Consider the following 19,219-nt stretch of genomic DNA (forward strand, 5'->3'; position numbering starts at 1 on the left):
AAGTGGACATGAACGATCCACGCAGACCCCAGAATTTCGGTCCCCCGCAACAGGGGTCTCGTTCGGCATGGCCGCAGGACCCGCAGGATTCCGTTGTCGACTACCCGGCCTACGCCGACGACATGCCGTATTCCTACGGCGGGGGTACCTCCCCGTGGGCCTCGGGCAGCTACCAGCCACCCCCAACCCAACAGTTGCCGCCACAGTACTGGCAACAAGACGGACCACCGCCGGAGGAGAAGCCGCCGGAGGACTCCCCACCCCCGCGGTCGCCGCGATGGCTGTGGCTCACCGCAGGCGCGTTGGTCCTGTTCGTCATCGGGCTGGTGATCGCCCTGGTCATCGCCAACCAATCGGGCCGACAGCAGACCGCCTTCGAGCCGCTGCCGCCGATGTCCAGCCCCACCACCACTTTCGCGCCTCCGACGACCCGGGTACCTCCGCCCTCCACCACCCGTAGGCCGCCGCGCACCACCGCCCCGCCGAGCACCACGCCGCCGGACACCTCGACGGTGCCGGGCACGATGCAGTCGGTGGTCTACAGCGTCACCGGGGAGGGCCGTGCGATCAGCGTGGTCTATCTGGACACCGGCGACCTGATTCAGACCGAGTTCAACGTGACGCTGCCGTGGTCCAGGCAGGTTAGTTTGTCGACGTCGTCGACTCATCCGGCCAGCGTCACCGTCGTCAACATCGGCCACAACGTCACGTGCTCGGTCACGGTGGGCGGAATTCAGGTGCGTCAGCGCACCGGCCAGGGCTTAACCATCTGCGACGCTCCGCTCTGAGTCGGTGCTCGGCACCCGCACGACCAAGGTCACCAGCAATCCGGCCAGCAGCACCACGATGACTCCGCCCAGTCCGGCCCTGTCCGCCTTGAACACGTCGACGAAGACGGAGAACAACCACGGCGCCAGGAACGCCACCGCCCGGCCCGTCATCGTGTACAGGCCGAAGGCCACGCCCTCCTTGCCGTGCTGCGCCATCCGCAGCAGCAACGCGCGCGACGAGGACTGCGACGGTCCGATGAACAGGCACAGCGTCAGCCCGCACACCCAGAAAGCCCGCGGGCCGGACAGCACCAACAGGGCCACCCCGGCGCCGAGAATAGCGGTCAGCGACGCGACGATGACGGGTTTGGATCCCACCCGATGGTCGACGAAGCCGCCCAGTACCGCGCCGATCGCCGCCACGACGCACGCGGCCGCGCCGAATATCAGCACGTCGTCGGCGGCGAGGCCGTACACGTTGACACCCAGCACGGCGCCGACACCGAATATCGTGGCCAGCGCGTCCCGGAAGAGCGCACTGCCCACCAGGAAATAGACCAGGTTGCGGTCACGGCGCCATTCCGAGGTGATGTCGGCCCACAGCTTGCGGTAGCCGCCCAGCAACGTGGTGGTGGGGTGCGTCACCGCACCGGCATCGGGCAGGTGGTGGGCCACCAGCAACAGCGGCAGCGCCATGGCCGCCATCCACGCGGCGGCCAGCAGCATTGCAACGCGAACGTTCATTCCCCCCGCAGTGGGAAGATGCAGCAGACCCCTGTCGTCGCCCTTGCCCGTCATGAAACCCAGATAGACGACCAACAGCAGCCCGACGGTGCCGATATATCCCGCCGCGTAACCGAAGCCCGAGATCCGGCCGGCCGTTGCCGGCGTCGACACCTGACGCAGCATCGCGTTGTACGGGACGCTGGCCAGATCACCACAGGCCGCGGTCGCCGCCAGCAATGCCAGACCGGCGAAGAAATAGCCGGGTTCGTTGCGGATGAGGAACATCGAGCAGGTCAGCGCCACCGCCAAACTGGTCAGCAGGGCCAAGGCCACCCGCCGCCGATGCGGTGATTGCACCCATACCCCGACCAGGGGCGCCAGGATCGCGATCGTCACCCCGGCGGCGGCCGCGGCCCGCTCCAGCCAGCTGATCGGCGTAGCGCCCAGCGGGGTGCCGACGCCCACGCTGTGGGTCAGATACACCGAGAACACGAAGGTAGCCGTGATGGCGCTGAGGCCGGTTTGGCCGCAGTCCCACAACGCCCAGGCCCATACCCGAGAGCGCGTGGGAGTACCGAGCCCCGGGTCTGCCATGCCCGGCAGCCTATTCACTTCTGCACCGACCCGCCTCGCCTGGCCATCCCGGCGGACTGTCTACCATCGTCGTCATGCCGATTCCCGCTCCCAGTCCCGACGCGCGCGCCGTAGTCACCGGAGCGTCGCAGAACATCGGCGAAGCGCTGGCCACCGAGTTGGCCGCGCGTGGCCACAGCCTGATCATCACCGCGCGGCGCGAAGAACTGCTCACCGCCCTGGCCGCCCGGCTGGTGGACAAGTACCGTGTCGCAGTCGAGGTGCGCCCGGCCGACCTCGCCGACCCGGCCGAACGCGCGAAGCTGTGCGACGAGCTGGCCACCCGGCCGATCTCGATCCTGTGCGCCAACGCCGGTACGGCGACCTTCGGGCCGGTCGCGCAGCTGGACCCGGCCGGCGAGAAGGCGCAAGTGCAATTGAATGCCGTTGCGGTGCATGACCTTACGCTCGCAGTGCTGCCCGGCATGATCGAGCGCAAAGCCGGCGGCATCCTGATTTCCGGTTCGGCGGCCGGGAATTCGCCGATCCCCTACAACGCGACCTATGCCGCCACCAAGGCGTTCGCCAACACCTTCAGCGAGTCGCTGCGCGGCGAAGTCCGCAAGCACGGCGTGCACGTCACGCTGCTGGCTCCCGGACCGGTGCGTACCGACCTGCCCGAAGGCGACGAACGCTCACTGGTGGAGAAGCTGGTGCCCGATTTCCTGTGGATCTCCACCGAGCACACCGCCCAGGTATCCCTGGACGCGTTGGAGCGCAACAAGATGCGGATTGTTCCGGGCCTGACGTCCAAGGCGATGTCGGTGGCAAGCGGCTACGCCCCCCGTGCCATCGTGGCGCCGATCGTCGGGGCCTTCTACAAGAAGCTGGGCGGCGGATAGCGCCTACGCTTCCCGCTTGCGCGTGAAACCTGACGCGCCATTCGCGGCCGCTTTTCACACTGCCATTACAGTCGCGGAGCCCCTAACGCTTCCGGCGGCCACCACCGCCGAAGATGTTCTTCACCACTTCGCGGATCGCGGTGTTGATGCCACTCTTCACCGTCGGGTTCTTCAGCACCTCTTCCCACACGGCAGGCCCCTTGGGCTCGGCGGGGGGCGGCATCGGCGGCAGCTCGTAATCCGTTGGCACCGGCGGTAACTCAGAGCCGGCAACTGAAGGTGGTGGCGCACCCGACGCAATTGCGGGAGCCTCGGAAGGCTGCTCCACCGTCTGGCCGTATTTAGCCTGCAGCGGACTCTGCTTGGCCGCGGCGGTGACCGCGTCGGTGCCGATGGCGGCCATCAGCGACCGGGGCACCCGCATGCGTGTCCACGCGACCGGGGTGGGGGCGCCCTTCTCCGAGAGCACCGTGACGACGGCCTCGCCGATCCCCAACGACGTCAACGCCGACTCCAGGTCGTAGACATCGGTTTTCGGATAGGTGCGCACCGTCTTGCTCAGTGCCTTCTGGTCATCGGGGGTGAATGCCCGCAGCGCGTGCTGGATGCGGGCGCCCAGCTGGGACAGCACGTCGTTGGGCAGGTCGGTGGGCAGCTGGGTGCAGAAGAACACCCCGACGCCCTTGGAACGGATCAGCTTGACGGTCTGCTCGACCTGTTCGAGGAAAGCCTTCGAGGCGTCGGAGAACAACAGATGCGCTTCGTCGAAGAAGAACACCAGTTTGGGTTTGTCGATGTCTCCGACCTCGTCGAGCTGGGTGAACAGGTCGGCAAGCAACCACATCAGGAACGTCGAGAAGATGACCGGACGCACGGACTGACCGCTGAATTCGAGCAACGAGATGATGCCGTGGCCTTGACTATCGGTGCGCAGCAGATCTTGCGGATCGAGCTTGGGCTCGCCGAAGAACGTGTCGCCGCCCTCGCCTTCCAGATTGACCAACGCCCGCAGGATGACGCCCGCCGTCGTCGACGACACCCCGCCCAGCGACTTCAGGTCGGCCTTGCCCTGCTCACTGGTCAGGTAGCTGATGGTGTCGCGCAACTGGCCCAGGGTGACCAAGGGCCGCTTGTCTTTGGCCCAGTGGAATATCAGCCCGAGGGTCGATTCCTGGGTCGCATTGAGCCCCAACACCTTTGACAACAAAACCGGGCCGAAGCTTTCGACGGTGGCACGCACCGGCACGCCGATCCCTTCGGTCCCGAGGGAGAGGAACTCGACCGGGTACCCCGTCGGCTCCCAATTGTCGCCGGTGTCCTTGGCGCGCGCGGCAGTCCTGTCATTGCTCTCCCCGGGCCGCGAGAGTCCGGACAGGTCGCCCTTCACGTCGGCCATGAACACCGGCACGCCTGCCGCGCTGAGCTGTTCGGCGATCAGTTGCAGGGTCTTCGTCTTGCCGGTTCCGGTGGCCCCGGCCACCAGGCCGTGCCGGTTGACCGTGGCCAGCGGGATGCGGACCTGGGCGGTCGGGTCGGCTTGGCCGTCGACGACGACCGTGCCCAACTCCAGGGCCTGACCTTGGAGGGCATAGCCTGCGGCGATTCTCTTGGCGGGGGTCTCCGCCGATTCGGTGCTCATCGTGCCGCGTCCTTCCCGTGCCGTTGAAAGCGTCGAAAGCAACGCGGCTCACACTACTTGCCTGGTACCGGGACGGGTCGGGCGCGCGCGGGCGTGAGGTGGGCTTAGTGTGTGCGCTGTGCGCGACGAAATGGTCTGGATCGACTGCGAGATGACCGGGCTCGATCTGGGCTCGGACAAGTTGATCGAAATTGCCGCCCTGGTCACCGACGCCGATCTGAACATTCTGGGCGAGGGCATCGACGTGGTGATCCATGCCGAGGACGCGGCATTGTCCTCGATGATCGACGTGGTCAAGGAGATGCACGCCCGATCCGGGCTTACCGACGAGGTCAGGGCCTCGGCCGTGGACGTCCCTACCGCCGAGGCGATGGTGCTCGACTACATCCACGAGCACGTCAAGCAGCCCAAGACCGCACCGCTGGCCGGCAACTCGATCGCCACCGACCGCTCCTTCATCGCCCGCGACATGCCGACCCTGGATTCGTTCCTGCACTACCGGATGATCGACGTCAGCTCCATCAAGGAATTGTGCCGGCGCTGGTACCCGCGGATCTACTTCGGGCAGCCGCCCAAGGGGTTGGCCCACCGGGCACTGGCCGATATCCACGAATCCATCCGGGAATTGCAGTACTACCGTCGCACCGCTTTCGTACCCCAGCCCGGGCCCTCTACCAGCGAGATCGCGATGGCGGTCGCCAATCTTGCGGGCGCGGGCGACGCACCGGAGAGAAACGATTCGGCCCAAGAGCGTCCGAGCGGTTAATATCGACGTCGCCGCTTGTTAGTCCCCACGGGGACGGCTGGCGGTCGTGGTGGGTGTAGTTCAGTTGGTAGAGCGTCAGGTTGTGATCCTGAATGTCGCGGGTTCGAGTCCCGTCACTCACCCCACAGGTCAGAGGTGGGTTTTCACCCCCTCTGACCTTTTTGTTTCCGATGTCACGGTGGCCGAACTCGCCGCGGGCGTACACCTGGCAGTGGGACAACGCACAGGCCGCCGAGGAGCGAGCTCGTCGCGCCGACGTGCTGCAGCGGGCCGAGAACGAGTTCGATTCAACTCCCGGCATCATCCGGGTCATCCCGGTACGTCGGGCCATGTAACGGAAATCCCGGCATGAACACCGCCAACAACGTTGCGGCACAACATCCTCCGAGCGTCTCGTCGAGACGAATCGCTGCTGTACCCGTCGCCGGTCAGATTTCCAGCAGTCCTGCCATGACCGTGGCACCGCCCGGATTGCCAGTGCGGGAACAACACGATGTACGTGGAAGCCGAATGGGGCTAGCGTGAAAACGGGTCGGCACTGTCAATCAAAGGAGATGGCGATGGCTGGCAAGTTCGAGATCTACCAAGACAGGCAGGGCGAGTTCCGCTTCCGGCTCAAGGCCGCCAACGGAGAAGTGATCGCCGCCAGCGAGGGCTACAAAACGAAGGCGGCGGCCCAGCACGGCGTCGAATCGGTCCGCACCAACGCACCCGCCGCGACACTGGTCGATCAAACCGCATAACGGTGGATCGACACCGCCGGGCGGTCGCCCAAACCGCTTGCGGGACAAGCTAATACCTAGTGAAACCCGGCCAGGGTCAAGCGCAGCGCGATCTCCATCTCGATGTGGATCGGCGAGGTCGGGATATCGTGCCGGTTCAGCCAGCGATCGATGACGAACCGGATGGTCGCCAAACTCGTGTGGACCAGCAGAGCCGGGCGGATATCGGCCGACGCGTCGACCCCCATCCGGGTGGCGACGTGCTCGACGAACTTGCGGTAGTCGTCCTCACTGACCAGCGCGGTCTTCTTCAGCAGATGCGGCGCCGTCGCCACCGCCCGCTGCCAGGTGTCCAGATTGATTTCGTCGGCAATCTTGGCGTGCTCGACGAAGATGTCGATCAGCGCTTCGACCGCCGACTGTCCCGCCGGACGGGAACTGTAAGACGTGACGATCTCGCTGATGGCATCCCGGACCGGACCGATCAGCAGACCTTCTTTTGTCGGTGCGTGCCGAAAGTACGTGCTGATCGAAATCCCGGCGGCAGCCGCGATGTCCTCGGTGGTCACCGCGTCGAAACCACGCTCGGCGAACAGTTCGTGTGCGGTGTGCTGAATCTGTAGGAGCAACTCGGCGCGGCGCCGGTCCCGCAATGACTCAGTATTTGCTGAGGGCATGCCGCCACCTTCGTGCGTCTAATAGCGAGCACGCCTTCGCGATCTCCGAATGCTCGTCAGATGGGTGACTCTACACTATTGAAAGTGGCTATCAAGTAGGCTAGCGTCATACCGCGAAACTCAACTAACCTGCAGAATTACGGGTTCGTAGGCGGTCATGTAAATGGTGGTTCCGCCAGCGATATCAATCGTTCTGCTCGGCACTGATCGAATTCGATGGTGGGGGGAGCGTCGATGAGAATCGGTTTCGGGTTGCGATGAATACATTTTGCGTTTGCTCGCTCGCCGTCCCGGCCATAGGACGCCGGTCGCACTGACATGCCGCTGATATGACCGTGCACCCGGAGACCGCCGTGGGCGAGGAACACCGAGACCAACCTCGCGACGAGGGCGTCGAAGCCATCAAGGACTGGGGAGTCGGCTACGTCGACCGGCACCCCGTCGCCTCGCTGCGCACCGTCGGCGAACAATTCGTGCTCGGGATGCGAACCATCGAATGGTTCTTCAGAGATCTGTTCGGCCGCCGGTTCCAATGGCAGGAGTTCGTCCGGCAAGGCGCGTTCATGGCCGGCACCGCGGTGCTGCCGACGATTCTGGTGTCGCTGCCCATCAGCGTCACGCTGTCCATCCAGTTCGCCTTGCTGGCCGGGCAGGTCGGCGCCACCTCGCTGGCCGGCGCGGCCAGTGGTCTGGCAGTCATCCGCCAAGGCGCTTCCCTGGTGGCGGCGGTGCTGATGGCCGCGGCCGTCGGCTCCGCCATCACCGCCGACCTGGGCTCCCGAACGATGCGCGAAGAGACCGACGCCATGGAGGTGATGGGCGTATCGGTGATCCGCCGCCTGGTGGTGCCCCGATTCGCCGCCGCCATCATGATCGGGGTCGCGCTCACCGGCGTCGTCTGCTTCGTCGGCTTCTTCGCCAGCTACCTGTTCAACGTGTACTTCCAGAACGGCGCACCCGGCAGTTTCGTGGCCACCTTCGCCGCGTTCGCGACCACCGGCGACATGATCCTGGCACTGCTCAAGGCGGTGATCTTCGGCGCCATCGTGGCTATCGTGTCGGCGCAGAAAGGGCTGTCCACCAAGGGCGGCCCGACGGGTGTCGCCAACTCGGTGAACGCGGCCGTCGTCGAGTCGATTCTGCTGCTGATGATCGTCAACGTCGCGATCAGCCAGCTCTACATCATGTTGTCGCCCCGGACGGGGCTGTGAGGTGACAGCTTCCCCCTATCTGCCCCTGGCACCGGTCAGCGCCAGGCTGTTGCGGCTCTACCGCAGGTCGATCAAGCCGATCGAGCGGTTGGGCCACATGCTGGTCTTCTTCATCCGGGCGCTGGCTGCGGTTCCGCTCACCCTGCGCCACTACAACGGCGAGTTCCTGCGGTTGCTGTCGAACATCACCTGGGGAAACGGATCGATCGTGGTGGGTGGCGGAACCGCCGGGGTGGCCGTCGTGCTCGGTGTGACCGTCGGCGCGCTGGTCGGCATCGAAGGCTACAACTTTCTCGACCTGCTGGGCTTGGGACCGGCGACCGGATTCATCTCGTCGTTGGTCAACACCCGGGAGCTGGCCCCGCTGATGGCCGCGATGGCATTCGCGATGCAGGGCGGTTGCCGATTCACCGCGCAACTGGGCTCCATGCGTATCGCCGAAGAGATCGACGCGATGGAATCGATTGCGATCCGGCCGATTCCGTACCTGGTGACCACGCGGTTGATCGCCTCGGTGATCGCGATGATCCCGCTGTACGCCGCGTGTCTGGCGATCGGGTACCTGACCACCCAGCTCGTGGTGCAGATCAGCAGCGGCGGATCCACCGGCTCCTACCTGCACTACTTCGCGTTGATGCTGGACGGCCAGGACATCGTCTATTCGTTGTTCAAAGCGATCATCTTCGTCTGGATCGCCTCGACCATCCAGTGCTACTACGGCTTCTACGCCAGTGGCGGCCCGGAGGGCGTCGGCGTGGCCGCCGGGCACGGCATGCGGGCCAGCATCACCGTGATGATCATGGTCAACATGCTGCTCACCATGGCGCTGTGGGGAGTCGACTCCGGCGCCAGGTTCGGTGGTTAGCTTGAACGCCAACTCTTTTGACGTCGACGGACGAGGACCAACGGATCGGCAGCTGTTCGGCTGCGGCCTGGCGGTGGTCCTGGTCGCCGCGCTGCTCACCACCGGGCTGCTGTTCAAGTCCACCGGTCGCCTCGACGACTACGTCCCGGTGGTCGCCGATCTGGTCAACGTGGGCGACGGCCTGCCGCAGAAATCCGACGTCAAATACCACGGCGTGCTCGTCGGCACGGTCGACGACGTGGTGCCGGCCGAACGCGGCAAACCCAACTTCGTCCACATCAACCTGAAACCAGTTACGCCAAGTCGATTCCGGCCGCGGTGACCGCACGCGTGGTGCCCAGCAACGTGTTCGCCGTGTCGTCGGTGCAGCTGATCGGTGGCGGTCCGGGAGCGGCGATCCGCCCCGGCGCCCACATCCAGGAGGACCGGAACCTGCCGACGGTGCTGTTCCAAACCACCATCAGCAAGTTGCGCGACTTGCTCGCCGCCACCGGGCGTGGCCGCGAGGACAAGTCGGTGGGCATCCTCGCGGCACTCGGAGCGGCTACCGACCACCGTCGTCCCGTCCTGCTGCGCAGCGGCAAACAGCTGACTCGTGCTATCGACGAACTGAATTCGATTGTCAGCACCGACCCCGGCCCGTCGACGGTCTCGGCGCTGCTCGACGCGACGGAGGGGTTGCAGGCGACCGCGCCCGATCTGCTCGACGCGCTGCACGAGGCGGTCGGGCCGATGCAGACATTCGCCGAGACGCGCGGCCAACTCACCGGGCTGCTCACCGACGCGCAATCCACCCTCGGGACCGTGCACGACTCCTTCGATCACCATATGGATCAACTCATCAGGATCTCCTCCGAACTCACCCCGGTGGTGGGCGTGCTGGCGATGCACTCCAACAACCTGGTGCCCGCGGTGGTCAAGCTGGACAACCTGGCCAAGAAATTCCAGGAGGAGGTCTGGGACTCGGAGTTGGGGGTGGGCAACATGCGGGCCCGGTTGTCGTTCAGTCAGACGTTCGCCTACTCCCGCGCCGACTGTCCCCGCTACGGGGAGCTCAAGGGCCCCAGTTGCTTCACCGCGCCGCTGGTGCCCAACAAGCCCGATCTGCCGGAATCGCTTCTCCCGCAGAACTATCAACCGCCCAAGAGTCTGGCTCCCCCGCCGGGGACGGTGGTCGGTCCCGACGGCAATCTGGTGGTGGTGGGCCCGCCGATGACCAACCCCAGTCCCAGTCTGGAAGACCGTAATCCGCCGCTGCCGCCGTTCACGCCCCCCTCGCCGCCGATTCGGACCGGCGCCAATCCCGACGACCCCGACCCGGCGCCGCCGGCGCACGGACCCGTCGCGCCGCCGCCGCTGTTGGGACCGCCGGCGCCGGGATCGGTTGCGCCGTCGTCCTTCGGCGGCAACGTCGGGCCGGTCGGTAGCGACTACGAGCGGACGATCCTGGGCGTGATCACCGGTCGACCCGCCACCGCCGCCACCGAACTGCTGCTCGGACCCGTCGCCCGCGGCACTACCGTGTCACTGGTTCATCCGCCGGCCAGCGGGGAGGCCAAGTGAAATTCCGCGGTTCCCTGATCGGACTCTCCCTGTTCATGGTCGTCGCCGTGGTGCTGACGTGGCTGGTGTACTCGAGCCTGCGCCGCGACGTCGCCGGCCGCACCCAACCGTATTCGGCGATGTTCAGCGACGTGTACGGGCTCCGCGAGGGCGACGACGTGCGGATGGCCGGCGTACGAGTGGGCCGGGTCGAAAAGATAGAACTGACTGGCAAATTCGCGAAGGTTTCGTTTGTGGTGCAGCAGGAGCAGCACCTGTTCGGCAACACCGTGGCATCGGTGACCTATCAGAACATCGTCGGTCAGCGGTATCTGGGACTGTCGCTGGGCAAGGAAGGTAACCGGGCCCAGCTGTCACCGGGAAGCACCATCCCGGTGGAGCGCACCGACCCGTCGTTCGACGTGACCGCGCTGCTCAACGGCTACGAACCGTTGTTCAGCCTGCTCAACCCGCGCGATGCGGACAACCTCACCAAGGGGGTCCTCGAGTCGCTGCAGGGCGACACCGCCTCGATCACCACGTTGATCACTCAAACGTCAACGCTCACTGAAGCTTTCGCTGGACGGGATCAAGCACTTGGTGACGTGATCACCAACCTCAACAAGGTGGTCGGCAACCTCGCCGTGCAGAATGACGACCTCGACGGTGTCATCACGCAGACCCGTGAGGTGGTCGCGGCCCTCGACCAGCGGCGCCCGGAGTTGCAGGCCTCGATGGGTGCGCTGGCACGGATGTCAGGCAACCTGGCCAAAGCCGCCCGGGACGACTACCCCGCGCTGCGGCAATTCATCGATCGGCAGCCGGGCACGACCCGGCATGTGCTCGACATCGAACCTCAAGTGGCCTTCTTGGGTGACAACCTGCCGCTGGCACTCAAGGGCCTGACGCGCATTGGCAACCAGGGCGCCTACGGCAACGCCTACGTATGCGACCTCAACATCTTCGGGTTCTTCCCCGGTCTCAACGACGTCGTCCCGATCATCGTCAACGCCGCCACCCCCGGCAACCGGGCCTGGCACACCCCGAGATGCAGGAACGTCGGCGATGAGTGACCTGACCAGGTGGCAGCGGATCCGCAAGCGGCCGCTGGAGAGCTACAGCAAGACGTGGCTAGGATCGATCGCCGTCGCGGTGGTCGCGGTGCTGATCGGCACCATGCTGGCGATCCACGCATTCGGCGCCGGCTATCGGCACTACACGGCCGAATTCCTGCAGGCCGCATCACTGCGGCCGGGCAATCCCATCACGGTGGCCGGCATCCCGGTGGGCGAGGTCACCAGTATGGAGCTGGTCGGCGACCACGTCGAGGCCGGCCTGAAGATCAAGAATGACGTTGCACTGGGCAAGGATTCGAAAGCCTCCATCAGGGTGACAACCATTCTGGGATCCCGCTATCTTGCCTTGTACCCCGACGGCAACGGATCGCTGGCCAACAACACGTTCGACCTGTCGCATACCGACGTTCCCTACGACCTGCAAGCCGCATTGCAGGACGCCACAACCACTTTCGAGCAGGTCGACTCCGACCGGTTCGCGCAGTCGCTGACCGTGCTCGGCAAGCAGATGCAGGGACTGCCCGAGGTGGTGCCGCAGGCCATAGCCAACATCGACTCGTTGTCGTCGATCATCGCGCAGCGCCGCGACCAACTCGGTCAGTTACTCAAGAGCACCGAGCAGGTGAGCAACACCCTGCGGCGTCAGCAGGCCGGCATCGGCAACCTGGTCAACCAATCCCAAGATCTGTTGGGCCACTTCGCCGCTCGGCGCGCCGTCTTCCATTCCCTGATGCGGTCGATCACCACTCTGGTCGAGACGATGAACGACATCGTGGTCAACGACCGGGCCGGGGTGGACGGGCTGCTCAAAGACGTGCACGAGTTCACCGATCTGATGGCAAGACACGACGATCTGCTGCGCAGCCTGCTACAGGTCACCCCGGTCTTCGCGCGTCAAGCGGCCAACCTCACCGGCGACGCCGACGCGGTCAGCTTCAACGCGCCCAATGCCCTGCTCGTCGATTCGTGGATGTGCGCGCTGAGCGGCCGCGCCAAACAGTTCGGCATGATCCCCTACTTCAAGGACTGCAAGTGAGACGCCTCAAGACCCGGGTCAGCGGCAAGATCATCGCGGTGACCGCCGTCGTGGCCTGCGTGGCCGCTGCGATCGGCCTCGGCTGGTGGTATCTGAGCTCGCGTTCCCAACCGATGACGGTGACCGCCCAGTTCGACAGTGCCACCGGCCTGTACGAGAACAATGTGGTTGCGGTACTGGGCATGCCGGTCGGCAAGGTCGTCAAGATCGCCCCGAAGGGCGGCTACGTGGAGGTCCAATTCACCGTCGACCGCAAGGTGAAGGTGCCGGCCGATGTCCAAGCGGTCACCGTGTCCACCTCCATCCTCACCGATCGTCAGATCGAACTCACTCCGGCCTACCACGGCGGGCCGACCCTGCAGAACCACGACACCATCGGCCTGACCCGCACCAAGACCCCGGTCGAATTCAGTCGCGTCCTCGCGGTGCTCAACAAGGTGACCAAATCGCTGCAGGGCGACGGCCACGGCGGTGGGCCCGTCGGCGACGTGATCAACGCCGGAGCCGACGTGGTAAACGGCAACGGAGCCAAGATCAAAGAGGCCCTCAACGAGTTGTCCAACGCCTTGCGGCTCAGCAGCGACGGCGGCGCCCAGACCCGCCAGCAGATCACCACGATCGTCAGAAACCTGAGCTCGTTGTTCGATGCCGCCGCCAACAACGACGCCAAGCTGCGCGAGTTCGCCTCGACCATCCACCAGGTCAGCCAGATACTGGCCGACGAGGACTTCGGCACCGGCACCACCGGAAAGAAACTGGACCAGCTGGTGCAGCGCGCCGGCGACCTGCTCGACGCCAACCGCGACATCATCAAACAAGCTCTGCTGGGCGGCAACTCGCTGGCCAAGACACTGGTCGACGAACGTCGCGGCCTGGCCGAGACGCTGGACATCGCTCCAATGCTGGCCGACAACGTCTACAACGTAATCGACCGGGAGAACGGCGCCGTGCGGGCGCACTTCCTCACCGACCGACTGGTTTTCGACAGCCAGTTCACCAAGGAGATCTGCAACCTGATGGGGCTGCGGCAACTCGGCTGCAGCACCGGGACCATCCAGGACTTCGGACCCGACTTCGGGTTGACCTACGTGCTGGACGGCCTGGCCGCAATGGGTCAGAGATGACGGATAAGCGCGGGAGGACAGCCGCAGCCATCGCCGCAGTCGCGATAGCCAGTTCCGGATGTGCCACCAACGGCCTTGCCAGCCTTCCCCTTCCGGCGCCGGGACTGGGCTCGGGCGGGTACACGCTGACGGCGGTGTTCTCGAATGCGCTCAACCTGCCGATGAACGCCAAGGTCAAGCTCGCCGGCGCCGATGTGGGTCAGGTCGAGTCGATGGTGGCGCGAAACTACACCGCGGTCACCACCATTCGCATCCGTGACGGCGTTCTGCTGCCGCGGGGCAGCACCGCCGAGTTGCGCACCGCCACTCCGCTGGGCGACGTATTCGTCTCGGTCCGGCCGCCGTCCGAGACCGACGCCAACACACCGATGCTGAAAAACGGAGACACCATCGGCCTGGAATCGACAGCCGCGGCCGCAACCGTCGAATCGGTGCTCAGTTCGGCCGCAATCCTGGTGAACGGTGGCGCGGTACGCAACTTCACCAACATCATCAACGGTTTCGGCCGGGCGACCGGCGACCAGGGCCACGCGTTCGGACAACTGATCAGTAAATCCAACCAACTCCTGCACACCATGGACGCCCGCTCGGGACAGATCTCGCAGGGCCTGACCGAACTGTCCCGGCTGAGTCAACAGATCGACGCCAAGAACCAGAATCTGACCGATCTGATGGCGGCGGCCAACCCCGGCACCAGTGCCATCGCCGCCAACACGACCGAAATCTCCAACCTGATCCTGCAATTCGGCGACACCAGCCGGATGCTGTCGAGGTTCCCGTCGCTGGGCGGCACCGACACCAGCGGCCGCAGCGTGATCCAGGACCTCAACACCCTCGCCGGAGCCGCCAACGACGTCGCCGTCAGTCCCGACACCAGCCTGCTGACCCTGAACCGAATGTTGCCTCTGATCATCAAAGCAACTGCGGGGAACTCGATTTCGGTGCACGCGAGCATCGACCAACTGATCCTGGGAGCGATTCCCGACATCGGTTTCCCCGGCGACCGGGGCATGCACGGACCAACCAGGTTCACCTGGAACGAATTCGTCGGCTCCCTGAAGTACATGCTCTTCCGCCTGCAGGAACGGGTGGTCGGGCGGGGGCCCAACTCGGTGCAGGTGCCGGTGATGCCCGACCCGAACGTCCCCGGCGGACTGATCGTCGGATCGGCCCCTGGCTCGCCCCCGCCGGCCCCGGAGCTGCCGGGCCTGCTGACGCCGGGACCACCGCCATGACCGAGTCGCTTGCCGGCACCATCGTCCGACTGGTGCGGGCCGCCCACCGCCGGCAGGTCTGGCTGTCGGTGGCGGGACTGGTGCTCACCCTGGTTGTCGCCACCACCTACCTGCTGGTGGGCGCACTTCGGGTCAAGCCGTTCGCGTCGTCGTATCGGGTAATCGTGCATTTGACGGAATCCGGTGGCCTGCTACCGAATCAGGACGTATCGTTGCGCGGCGTGCGCATCGGGCGCGTCGATTCGCTGAGTATCACCGACCGGGGTGTCGACGCTATCGCCAGTATCGACGCCACGGTGAAGGTGCCGGCGTCGGCCGTCGCGCACGTGTCGGGGTTGTCTCCGGCCGGCGAGCAGTTCATCGACTTCCAGGCCGAAACCGATGCCGGCCCCTATCTGCACGACGGCAGCTTCATCGCGCTCGATCACACCACGGTCCCGGTGAGCCTGGCGCAGTTGCTCGGTGACGCCGACGGCATGCTGGCCCAGGTCGATCCGCACAAGATCGAGCTGATCAAGAAAGAACTCAGCATGAGCAAGGAGGGCCCCGCGAAGCTGACCGCCATCGTGGACGGCGGGACTTTTCTGCTGTCCACGCTTGATTCGGTGCTGCCGGAGACCACCAGCGTGCTGCGCACCAGCCGGGTGGTGCTCACCTTGGCCGCCGACAAGAACGCCGGACTGGCCGCCGCCACGGTCGACCTGAACCGCACGCTGGCCGGAGTCGCCAGGATGCAGGGGGGCTACCGACGACTGACCGAGCGCTCACCGCAAGCACTTTCGATGGTCGACAGCCTGTTCACCGACAACTCCGACACGATGGTCCAGCTGCTGGCCAGCCTGGCTACCGCTTCCCCGATGCTGTATGTACGAGTGCCGGCGCTCAACGCGCTCTTCCCCAACTACCGCGGATCGATGCTGGACGCGCTGGCCAGCGCCTTCCACGACCACGGCGTATGGGCGACAGCCGAGCTATATCCGCGCTATGCCTGCGATTACGGGACACCGAGCCACCCGCCTTCGGCTGCCGACTACTACGAGCCGTTCATGTACACCTACTGCCGTGACGACGACCCGGGAGTGGGGATCCGCGGAGCCAAGAACGCGCCGCGTCCGGGCGGCGACGACACCGCCGGCCCGCCGCCGGGTGCAAACCTGGGTCAACGGACCGATCCGACACCACGCGGCCGGTACACAATCCCCACGCCCTATGGCGGCCCGACCCTGCCCATCGAACCGCCGCACTGAGCCCAGCCCAAGGAGATGATGATGACCGCGACAACTGAGAAAGACATCGACACCGAGAGCGAAAAGCCGGACGCCACAACCGAAAAGGTTGATCTCGTCAAGGCAGCTGAAGCCGGCCCGGTCGATGGCGATGCCGATGGTGATGCCGATGGCGAAGACCAGGTCGACGACGAATCGCCGACCGAGTCGGACACCGAAGCGACGGCCGAGTCGCAGGAAGCAGCCGCCGACGACACCGAGGATGGGTCCGCCGAGGATGACGAGCCGTTGCTCGGCAAACGCGCCAAGAAGAAGGAAGACAAGAAGACTCGCACCAAACGCCCGTGGCGCAGTTACCTGCGGCGCAGCATCATGCCGGTGTTACTCGTTGCCTCCCTTGCGGTTTCGGGTTTCCTGGGCTGGAAGCAGTGGCAGAGCCACCAGATCCAGCTGGCGGGCCAGCAGGCCCAGCAAGCCGCCGTCAAGTACGCCCAGGTCCTGACCAGCATCGACTCCAACAACGTCGACGAAAACTTCCGCCAGGTGCTCGACGGCGCTACCGGCGAATTCAAGGACATGTACAGCCAGTCCAGCGTGCAACTGCGACAGTTGCTGATCGACAACAAAGCCACCGCGCATGGGGTGGTGGTGGACTCGGCGATCGCCTCCGAGAGCGCCAACAAAGTGGTGGTCCTGGTATTCGTCGACCAGACCGTGGCCAACATGGCGGTACCTGACCCACGCATCGACCGCAGCCGCATCAAGATGACGATGGAGCACGTGGACGGACGCTGGCGGGCAGCCAAAGTCCAGCTGCTCTAGACGAATCGGAGCCACCGGTGATCAACAGAATCCTCGCGACAACGCTGCTGGCGGCGGCCGCGGCACTCTCGGGCGGCCCGCACCTGGCGACCGTGCATGCGTCGGCGGATTCGTTCTGCGGCGAACTCGGCGGCGGTTGGGACGGGCAATACTGCCACACCGCGGTCACCTCGGAGCGCAACGCCGTGCGCGACATCAAGGTCGCGGTACCCGTCGACCTCATCGACAACCCCACCACGGGTCCGGTGATCCGCGACTACCTCCGAACGCTGGTCGGCAACTGGCGAAAAGCCAACTCGCTGATGGCCGCTGACAGCTACGGCGAGGAGAACTACCAGGTCTTCCAGCACGGCAACCTGCTCAGCGCGGTCTTCCACGAGGACTACCACGCCGACGGGCCCAAGCCGAACAACGCCTACCGCACCTTCACCTTCGACATGGCGGGCGGCCGGCGAGTCCAACTCGCGGACCTGACGAACGGCTCGACGGCTGCAATCGCGGCACCGGCTCAGCCGTTCATCCAAACTGCGCTCGATCAGGCCGCGCCACCGCACGACCCGGGCAGCTATCCGTTTTCGGCGGACCGGTGGACACCCGACAAGGTCTACTCGGGCGGCTACCGGGCTTGGGCGCTGACCCCGGACGAGTTGATCATCTATATGCCCGACTACCCGGTGGGACACGACGAGCCGATCGACTTCTCGCCGGGGATGCCGCAGTGGTACATGGACGGGGGCACCGTCGAAGCGCATGTCCCGTTGTCGGCGCTGGGTTCGGTGCTGCGGGTGTAACGCGGGTCAGGTGTTGGCGTTACCGGCGCGCCACTGATCCCAGGGGATGTTCCAGTCACCGAGGCCTTCGGTCCCCGGCAAGATGCCCCCGACGGTGTTCAACACCTCGACGATGTCACCGCGCTTGACATGGTCGTAGAACCATTGCGCGTTGCTCGGGCTGACGTTCAGGCAGCCGTGGCTGGTGTTGGAATGGCCTTGAGCGCCCACCGACCACGGGGCCGAGTGCACGAAAATTCCGCTGTAGGAGATCTGGGTGGCCCAGTCGACATCGGTGCGATATCCATTGGGCGAGTTGACCGGTACGCCGTAGGTCGACGAGTCCATGATGATGTGCTTGAAGCGTCCGCCGACGGTGTAGATGCCGTTGTTGGTCGGGGTGCTGTCCTTGCCCATCGACGTCGGCATGGTCTTGACGACTTCGCCGTTGATCCGCACCGTCACCATTTTGGTGCTGTCGTCGGCGGTCGCGATCAGCTCGTCGCCGATGGTGAAGTGCATTTTGACGTTGTCCTCGCCGAACATTCCTTCGCCCAGGTTCACGCCGTAGGTGTTGACGGCCACGTCGACGGTGGTCCCGGGCTTCCAGAAATGTTCTGGGCGCCAACGCACTTCGCGCCTGTTGAGCCAGTAGAAGGCGCCCTCGACGGGCGGGTTGGTGGTGATCTTGATGGCCTTCTCGGCGGCGACTCGGTCGGCGATGTTCTCGTCGAACCGGATCGCTACGGGTTGACCCACGCCCACCACTTCACCGTCGCTCGGTACGACGTAGGGCATGGTCAGGTGCGCCGGGGAGCTGGTCTGGAACGTCATCTGACGGTTCGCCGCGCCACCGAGCCCGGTCGCCTTCGCGTTCAGCGTGTACCGGCGGTTGTAGCCGAGCTGCTCGGCGGTCTGCCAGTGCAGCCCGTCCGGGCTGAGTTGTCCCGTGATCTGCCGTCCGTTGTCGTTGACCAGGGTGACCGATGCCAGCACGCCGTCGGCGACGCTGACGGTGACCGGCGTGTCCACGGTGACCCCCACGGCGCCGTCGGCGACCGAGGCGGTGAGCTTGGGTACCAGCAAATCGGCGAACGGCGTGCCCTTGTTCTCGATGACCTTGGCCGCAACCGGGCCACTGGGCGCACTGCTGCAGGCAACACCACACACAGCAACCAGGACCATGGCCACAACCAGCCACGATCGACGTCTGCGCAAAGGCGCCATCAAGTGACCTTCCCAAATTCCGTTGCTGATTCTGGTCACCGCTGACCTTGGATTGTTTCGGCTATTGTAGTGCCTCGCCACCCCCAGCCGTGGACGTGCGACCGTATTGGATCGGCGCGGTTCTGCGCAACCCATTTCGGGCCGGAGCGCGGATTTCCCTCTGCGCCGTGCCGCCTGTTATTGTCGAAAGCCGGTCTGAGGCCGAGCACGCGCCGTTAGCTCAGTTGGTAGAGCAGCTGACTCTTAATCAGCGGGTCCGGGGTTCGAAACCCTGACGGCGCACTCTAGCGGGGTTCATCGACGCCGGTAC

General features: G+C 65.3%; 18 protein-coding genes, 2 tRNA genes and 1 pseudogene. 17 read left to right on the forward strand and 4 right to left on the reverse strand.

What is annotated here, in order from left to right; translation table 11 throughout:
- Positions 1 to 8: 8 nt before the first annotated feature.
- Positions 9 to 788, forward strand: coding sequence for an MmpS family transport accessory protein (locus MKCMC460_RS20170; protein WP_236981901.1), 780 nt, complete (start codon positions 9 to 11; stop codon positions 786 to 788).
- Here the strand turns inward: MKCMC460_RS20170 and MKCMC460_RS20175 are convergent.
- Positions 762 to 2,090, reverse strand: a complete 1,329-nt coding sequence (locus tag MKCMC460_RS20175) for an MFS transporter (protein ID WP_238304736.1) — start codon at positions 2,088 to 2,090, stop codon at positions 762 to 764. The two genes, MKCMC460_RS20170 and MKCMC460_RS20175, sit on opposite strands and share 27 nt — an antisense overlap.
- A 74-nt stretch (positions 2,091 to 2,164) precedes the next feature.
- Between MKCMC460_RS20175 and cmrA the strand changes: the two genes are divergently transcribed.
- Positions 2,165 to 2,971, forward strand: coding sequence for a mycolate reductase (gene cmrA, locus MKCMC460_RS20180; protein WP_236981897.1), 807 nt, complete (start codon positions 2,165 to 2,167; stop codon positions 2,969 to 2,971).
- Between the two features lie 82 nt (positions 2,972 to 3,053).
- Here the strand turns inward: cmrA and MKCMC460_RS20185 are convergent, their stop codons facing one another.
- The gene (locus tag MKCMC460_RS20185) at positions 3,054 to 4,610 is read right to left on the reverse strand and encodes a helicase HerA-like domain-containing protein (protein WP_238304738.1); all 1,557 of its coding nucleotides are present in this window, start codon (positions 4,608 to 4,610) and stop codon (positions 3,054 to 3,056) included.
- 118 nt (positions 4,611 to 4,728) lie between these two features.
- On the opposite strand from MKCMC460_RS20185, the gene orn reads away from it, so the two are divergent.
- The 4 genes from orn (at position 4,729) to MKCMC460_RS20205 (ending at position 6,119) form a co-directional block, all read left to right on the forward strand.
- Entirely contained in the window at positions 4,729 to 5,376 is a 648-nt protein-coding gene (orn, locus tag MKCMC460_RS20190) for an oligoribonuclease (protein ID WP_236981893.1), read from the forward strand.
- 49 nt (positions 5,377 to 5,425) lie between these two features.
- Positions 5,426 to 5,501, forward strand: a tRNA-His gene (locus MKCMC460_RS20195).
- A gap of 45 nt (positions 5,502 to 5,546) precedes the next feature.
- A complete protein-coding gene (locus tag MKCMC460_RS20200) occupies positions 5,547 to 5,711 on the forward strand; it encodes a hypothetical protein (protein ID WP_236981892.1) in 165 nt (54 codons plus the stop codon).
- A 225-nt stretch (positions 5,712 to 5,936) separates the two neighbouring features.
- Positions 5,937 to 6,119, forward strand: coding sequence for a YegP family protein (locus MKCMC460_RS20205; protein ID WP_236981890.1), 183 nt, complete (start codon positions 5,937 to 5,939; stop codon positions 6,117 to 6,119).
- 56 nt (positions 6,120 to 6,175) lie between these two features.
- Here the strand turns inward: MKCMC460_RS20205 and MKCMC460_RS20210 are convergent, their stop codons facing one another.
- Positions 6,176 to 6,775, reverse strand: coding sequence for a TetR/AcrR family transcriptional regulator (locus tag MKCMC460_RS20210; RefSeq protein ID WP_236981888.1), 600 nt, complete (start codon positions 6,773 to 6,775; stop codon positions 6,176 to 6,178).
- 329 nt (positions 6,776 to 7,104) lie between these two features.
- Between MKCMC460_RS20210 and MKCMC460_RS20215 the strand changes: the two genes are divergently transcribed.
- The 10 genes and pseudogenes from MKCMC460_RS20215 (at position 7,105) to MKCMC460_RS20260 (ending at position 17,703) form a co-directional block, all read left to right on the forward strand.
- Positions 7,105 to 7,986, forward strand: a complete 882-nt coding sequence (locus MKCMC460_RS20215) for an ABC transporter permease (protein ID WP_236981886.1) — start codon at positions 7,105 to 7,107, stop codon at positions 7,984 to 7,986.
- A 1-nt stretch (position 7,987) separates the two neighbouring features.
- On the forward strand, positions 7,988 to 8,851 hold the full coding sequence (locus MKCMC460_RS20220) for an ABC transporter permease (RefSeq protein WP_236981884.1): 864 nt from the start codon (positions 7,988 to 7,990) through the stop codon (positions 8,849 to 8,851).
- Position 8,852: 1 nt separating this feature from the next.
- Positions 8,853 to 10,414 (forward strand): annotated as a pseudogene (locus tag MKCMC460_RS20225) (MlaD family protein).
- Positions 10,411 to 11,466 carry an MCE family protein gene (locus MKCMC460_RS20230; RefSeq protein WP_236981882.1) on the forward strand — a complete coding sequence of 352 codons (1,056 nt, stop codon included), beginning with the start codon at positions 10,411 to 10,413 and terminating at the stop codon, positions 11,464 to 11,466. Before MKCMC460_RS20225 ends, MKCMC460_RS20230 begins: the two are co-directional and overlap by 4 nt.
- Positions 11,459 to 12,505: an MlaD family protein gene (locus MKCMC460_RS20235; RefSeq protein WP_236981880.1), complete on the forward strand. Its 1,047-nt coding sequence runs from the start codon at positions 11,459 to 11,461 to the stop codon at positions 12,503 to 12,505. Before MKCMC460_RS20230 ends, MKCMC460_RS20235 begins: the two co-directional genes overlap by 8 nt.
- Positions 12,502 to 13,629 carry an MCE family protein gene (locus MKCMC460_RS20240; protein ID WP_236981878.1) on the forward strand — a complete coding sequence of 376 codons (1,128 nt, stop codon included), beginning with the start codon at positions 12,502 to 12,504 and terminating at the stop codon, positions 13,627 to 13,629. Before MKCMC460_RS20235 ends, MKCMC460_RS20240 begins: the two co-directional genes overlap by 4 nt.
- Positions 13,626 to 14,864 carry an MlaD family protein gene (locus MKCMC460_RS20245; RefSeq protein ID WP_236981876.1) on the forward strand — a complete coding sequence of 413 codons (1,239 nt, stop codon included), beginning with the start codon at positions 13,626 to 13,628 and terminating at the stop codon, positions 14,862 to 14,864. The genes MKCMC460_RS20240 and MKCMC460_RS20245 overlap by 4 nt, the downstream gene beginning before the upstream one ends.
- Complete coding sequence (locus MKCMC460_RS20250) at positions 14,861 to 16,111, forward strand: MlaD family protein (RefSeq protein WP_236981868.1); 1,251 nt, start codon at positions 14,861 to 14,863, stop codon at positions 16,109 to 16,111. The genes MKCMC460_RS20245 and MKCMC460_RS20250 overlap by 4 nt, the downstream gene beginning before the upstream one ends.
- Before the next feature lie 15 nt (positions 16,112 to 16,126).
- Positions 16,127 to 16,912 carry a tetratricopeptide repeat protein gene (locus tag MKCMC460_RS20255; RefSeq protein WP_370652910.1) on the forward strand — a complete coding sequence of 262 codons (786 nt, stop codon included), beginning with the start codon at positions 16,127 to 16,129 and terminating at the stop codon, positions 16,910 to 16,912.
- Positions 16,913 to 16,929: 17 nt separating this feature from the next.
- On the forward strand, positions 16,930 to 17,703 hold the full coding sequence (locus tag MKCMC460_RS20260; protein ID WP_236981857.1) for a mannan-binding family protein: 774 nt from the start codon (positions 16,930 to 16,932) through the stop codon (positions 17,701 to 17,703).
- A gap of 6 nt (positions 17,704 to 17,709) precedes the next feature.
- Here MKCMC460_RS20260 and MKCMC460_RS20265 read toward each other — a convergent pair whose 3' ends face one another.
- Positions 17,710 to 18,909, reverse strand: coding sequence for an Ig-like domain-containing protein (locus MKCMC460_RS20265; RefSeq protein ID WP_236981856.1), 1,200 nt, complete (start codon positions 18,907 to 18,909; stop codon positions 17,710 to 17,712).
- A 209-nt stretch (positions 18,910 to 19,118) separates the two neighbouring features.
- On the opposite strand from MKCMC460_RS20265, the gene MKCMC460_RS20270 reads away from it, so the two are divergent.
- A tRNA-Lys gene (locus MKCMC460_RS20270) sits at positions 19,119 to 19,191 on the forward strand.
- Positions 19,192 to 19,219: the final 28 nt, after the last annotated feature.

Origin of the sequence: Mycobacterium sp. 20KCMC460 (genome assembly GCF_022179425.1) — a bacterium.
Taxonomy (GTDB): domain Bacteria; phylum Actinomycetota; class Actinomycetes; order Mycobacteriales; family Mycobacteriaceae; genus Mycobacterium; species Mycobacterium kiyosense.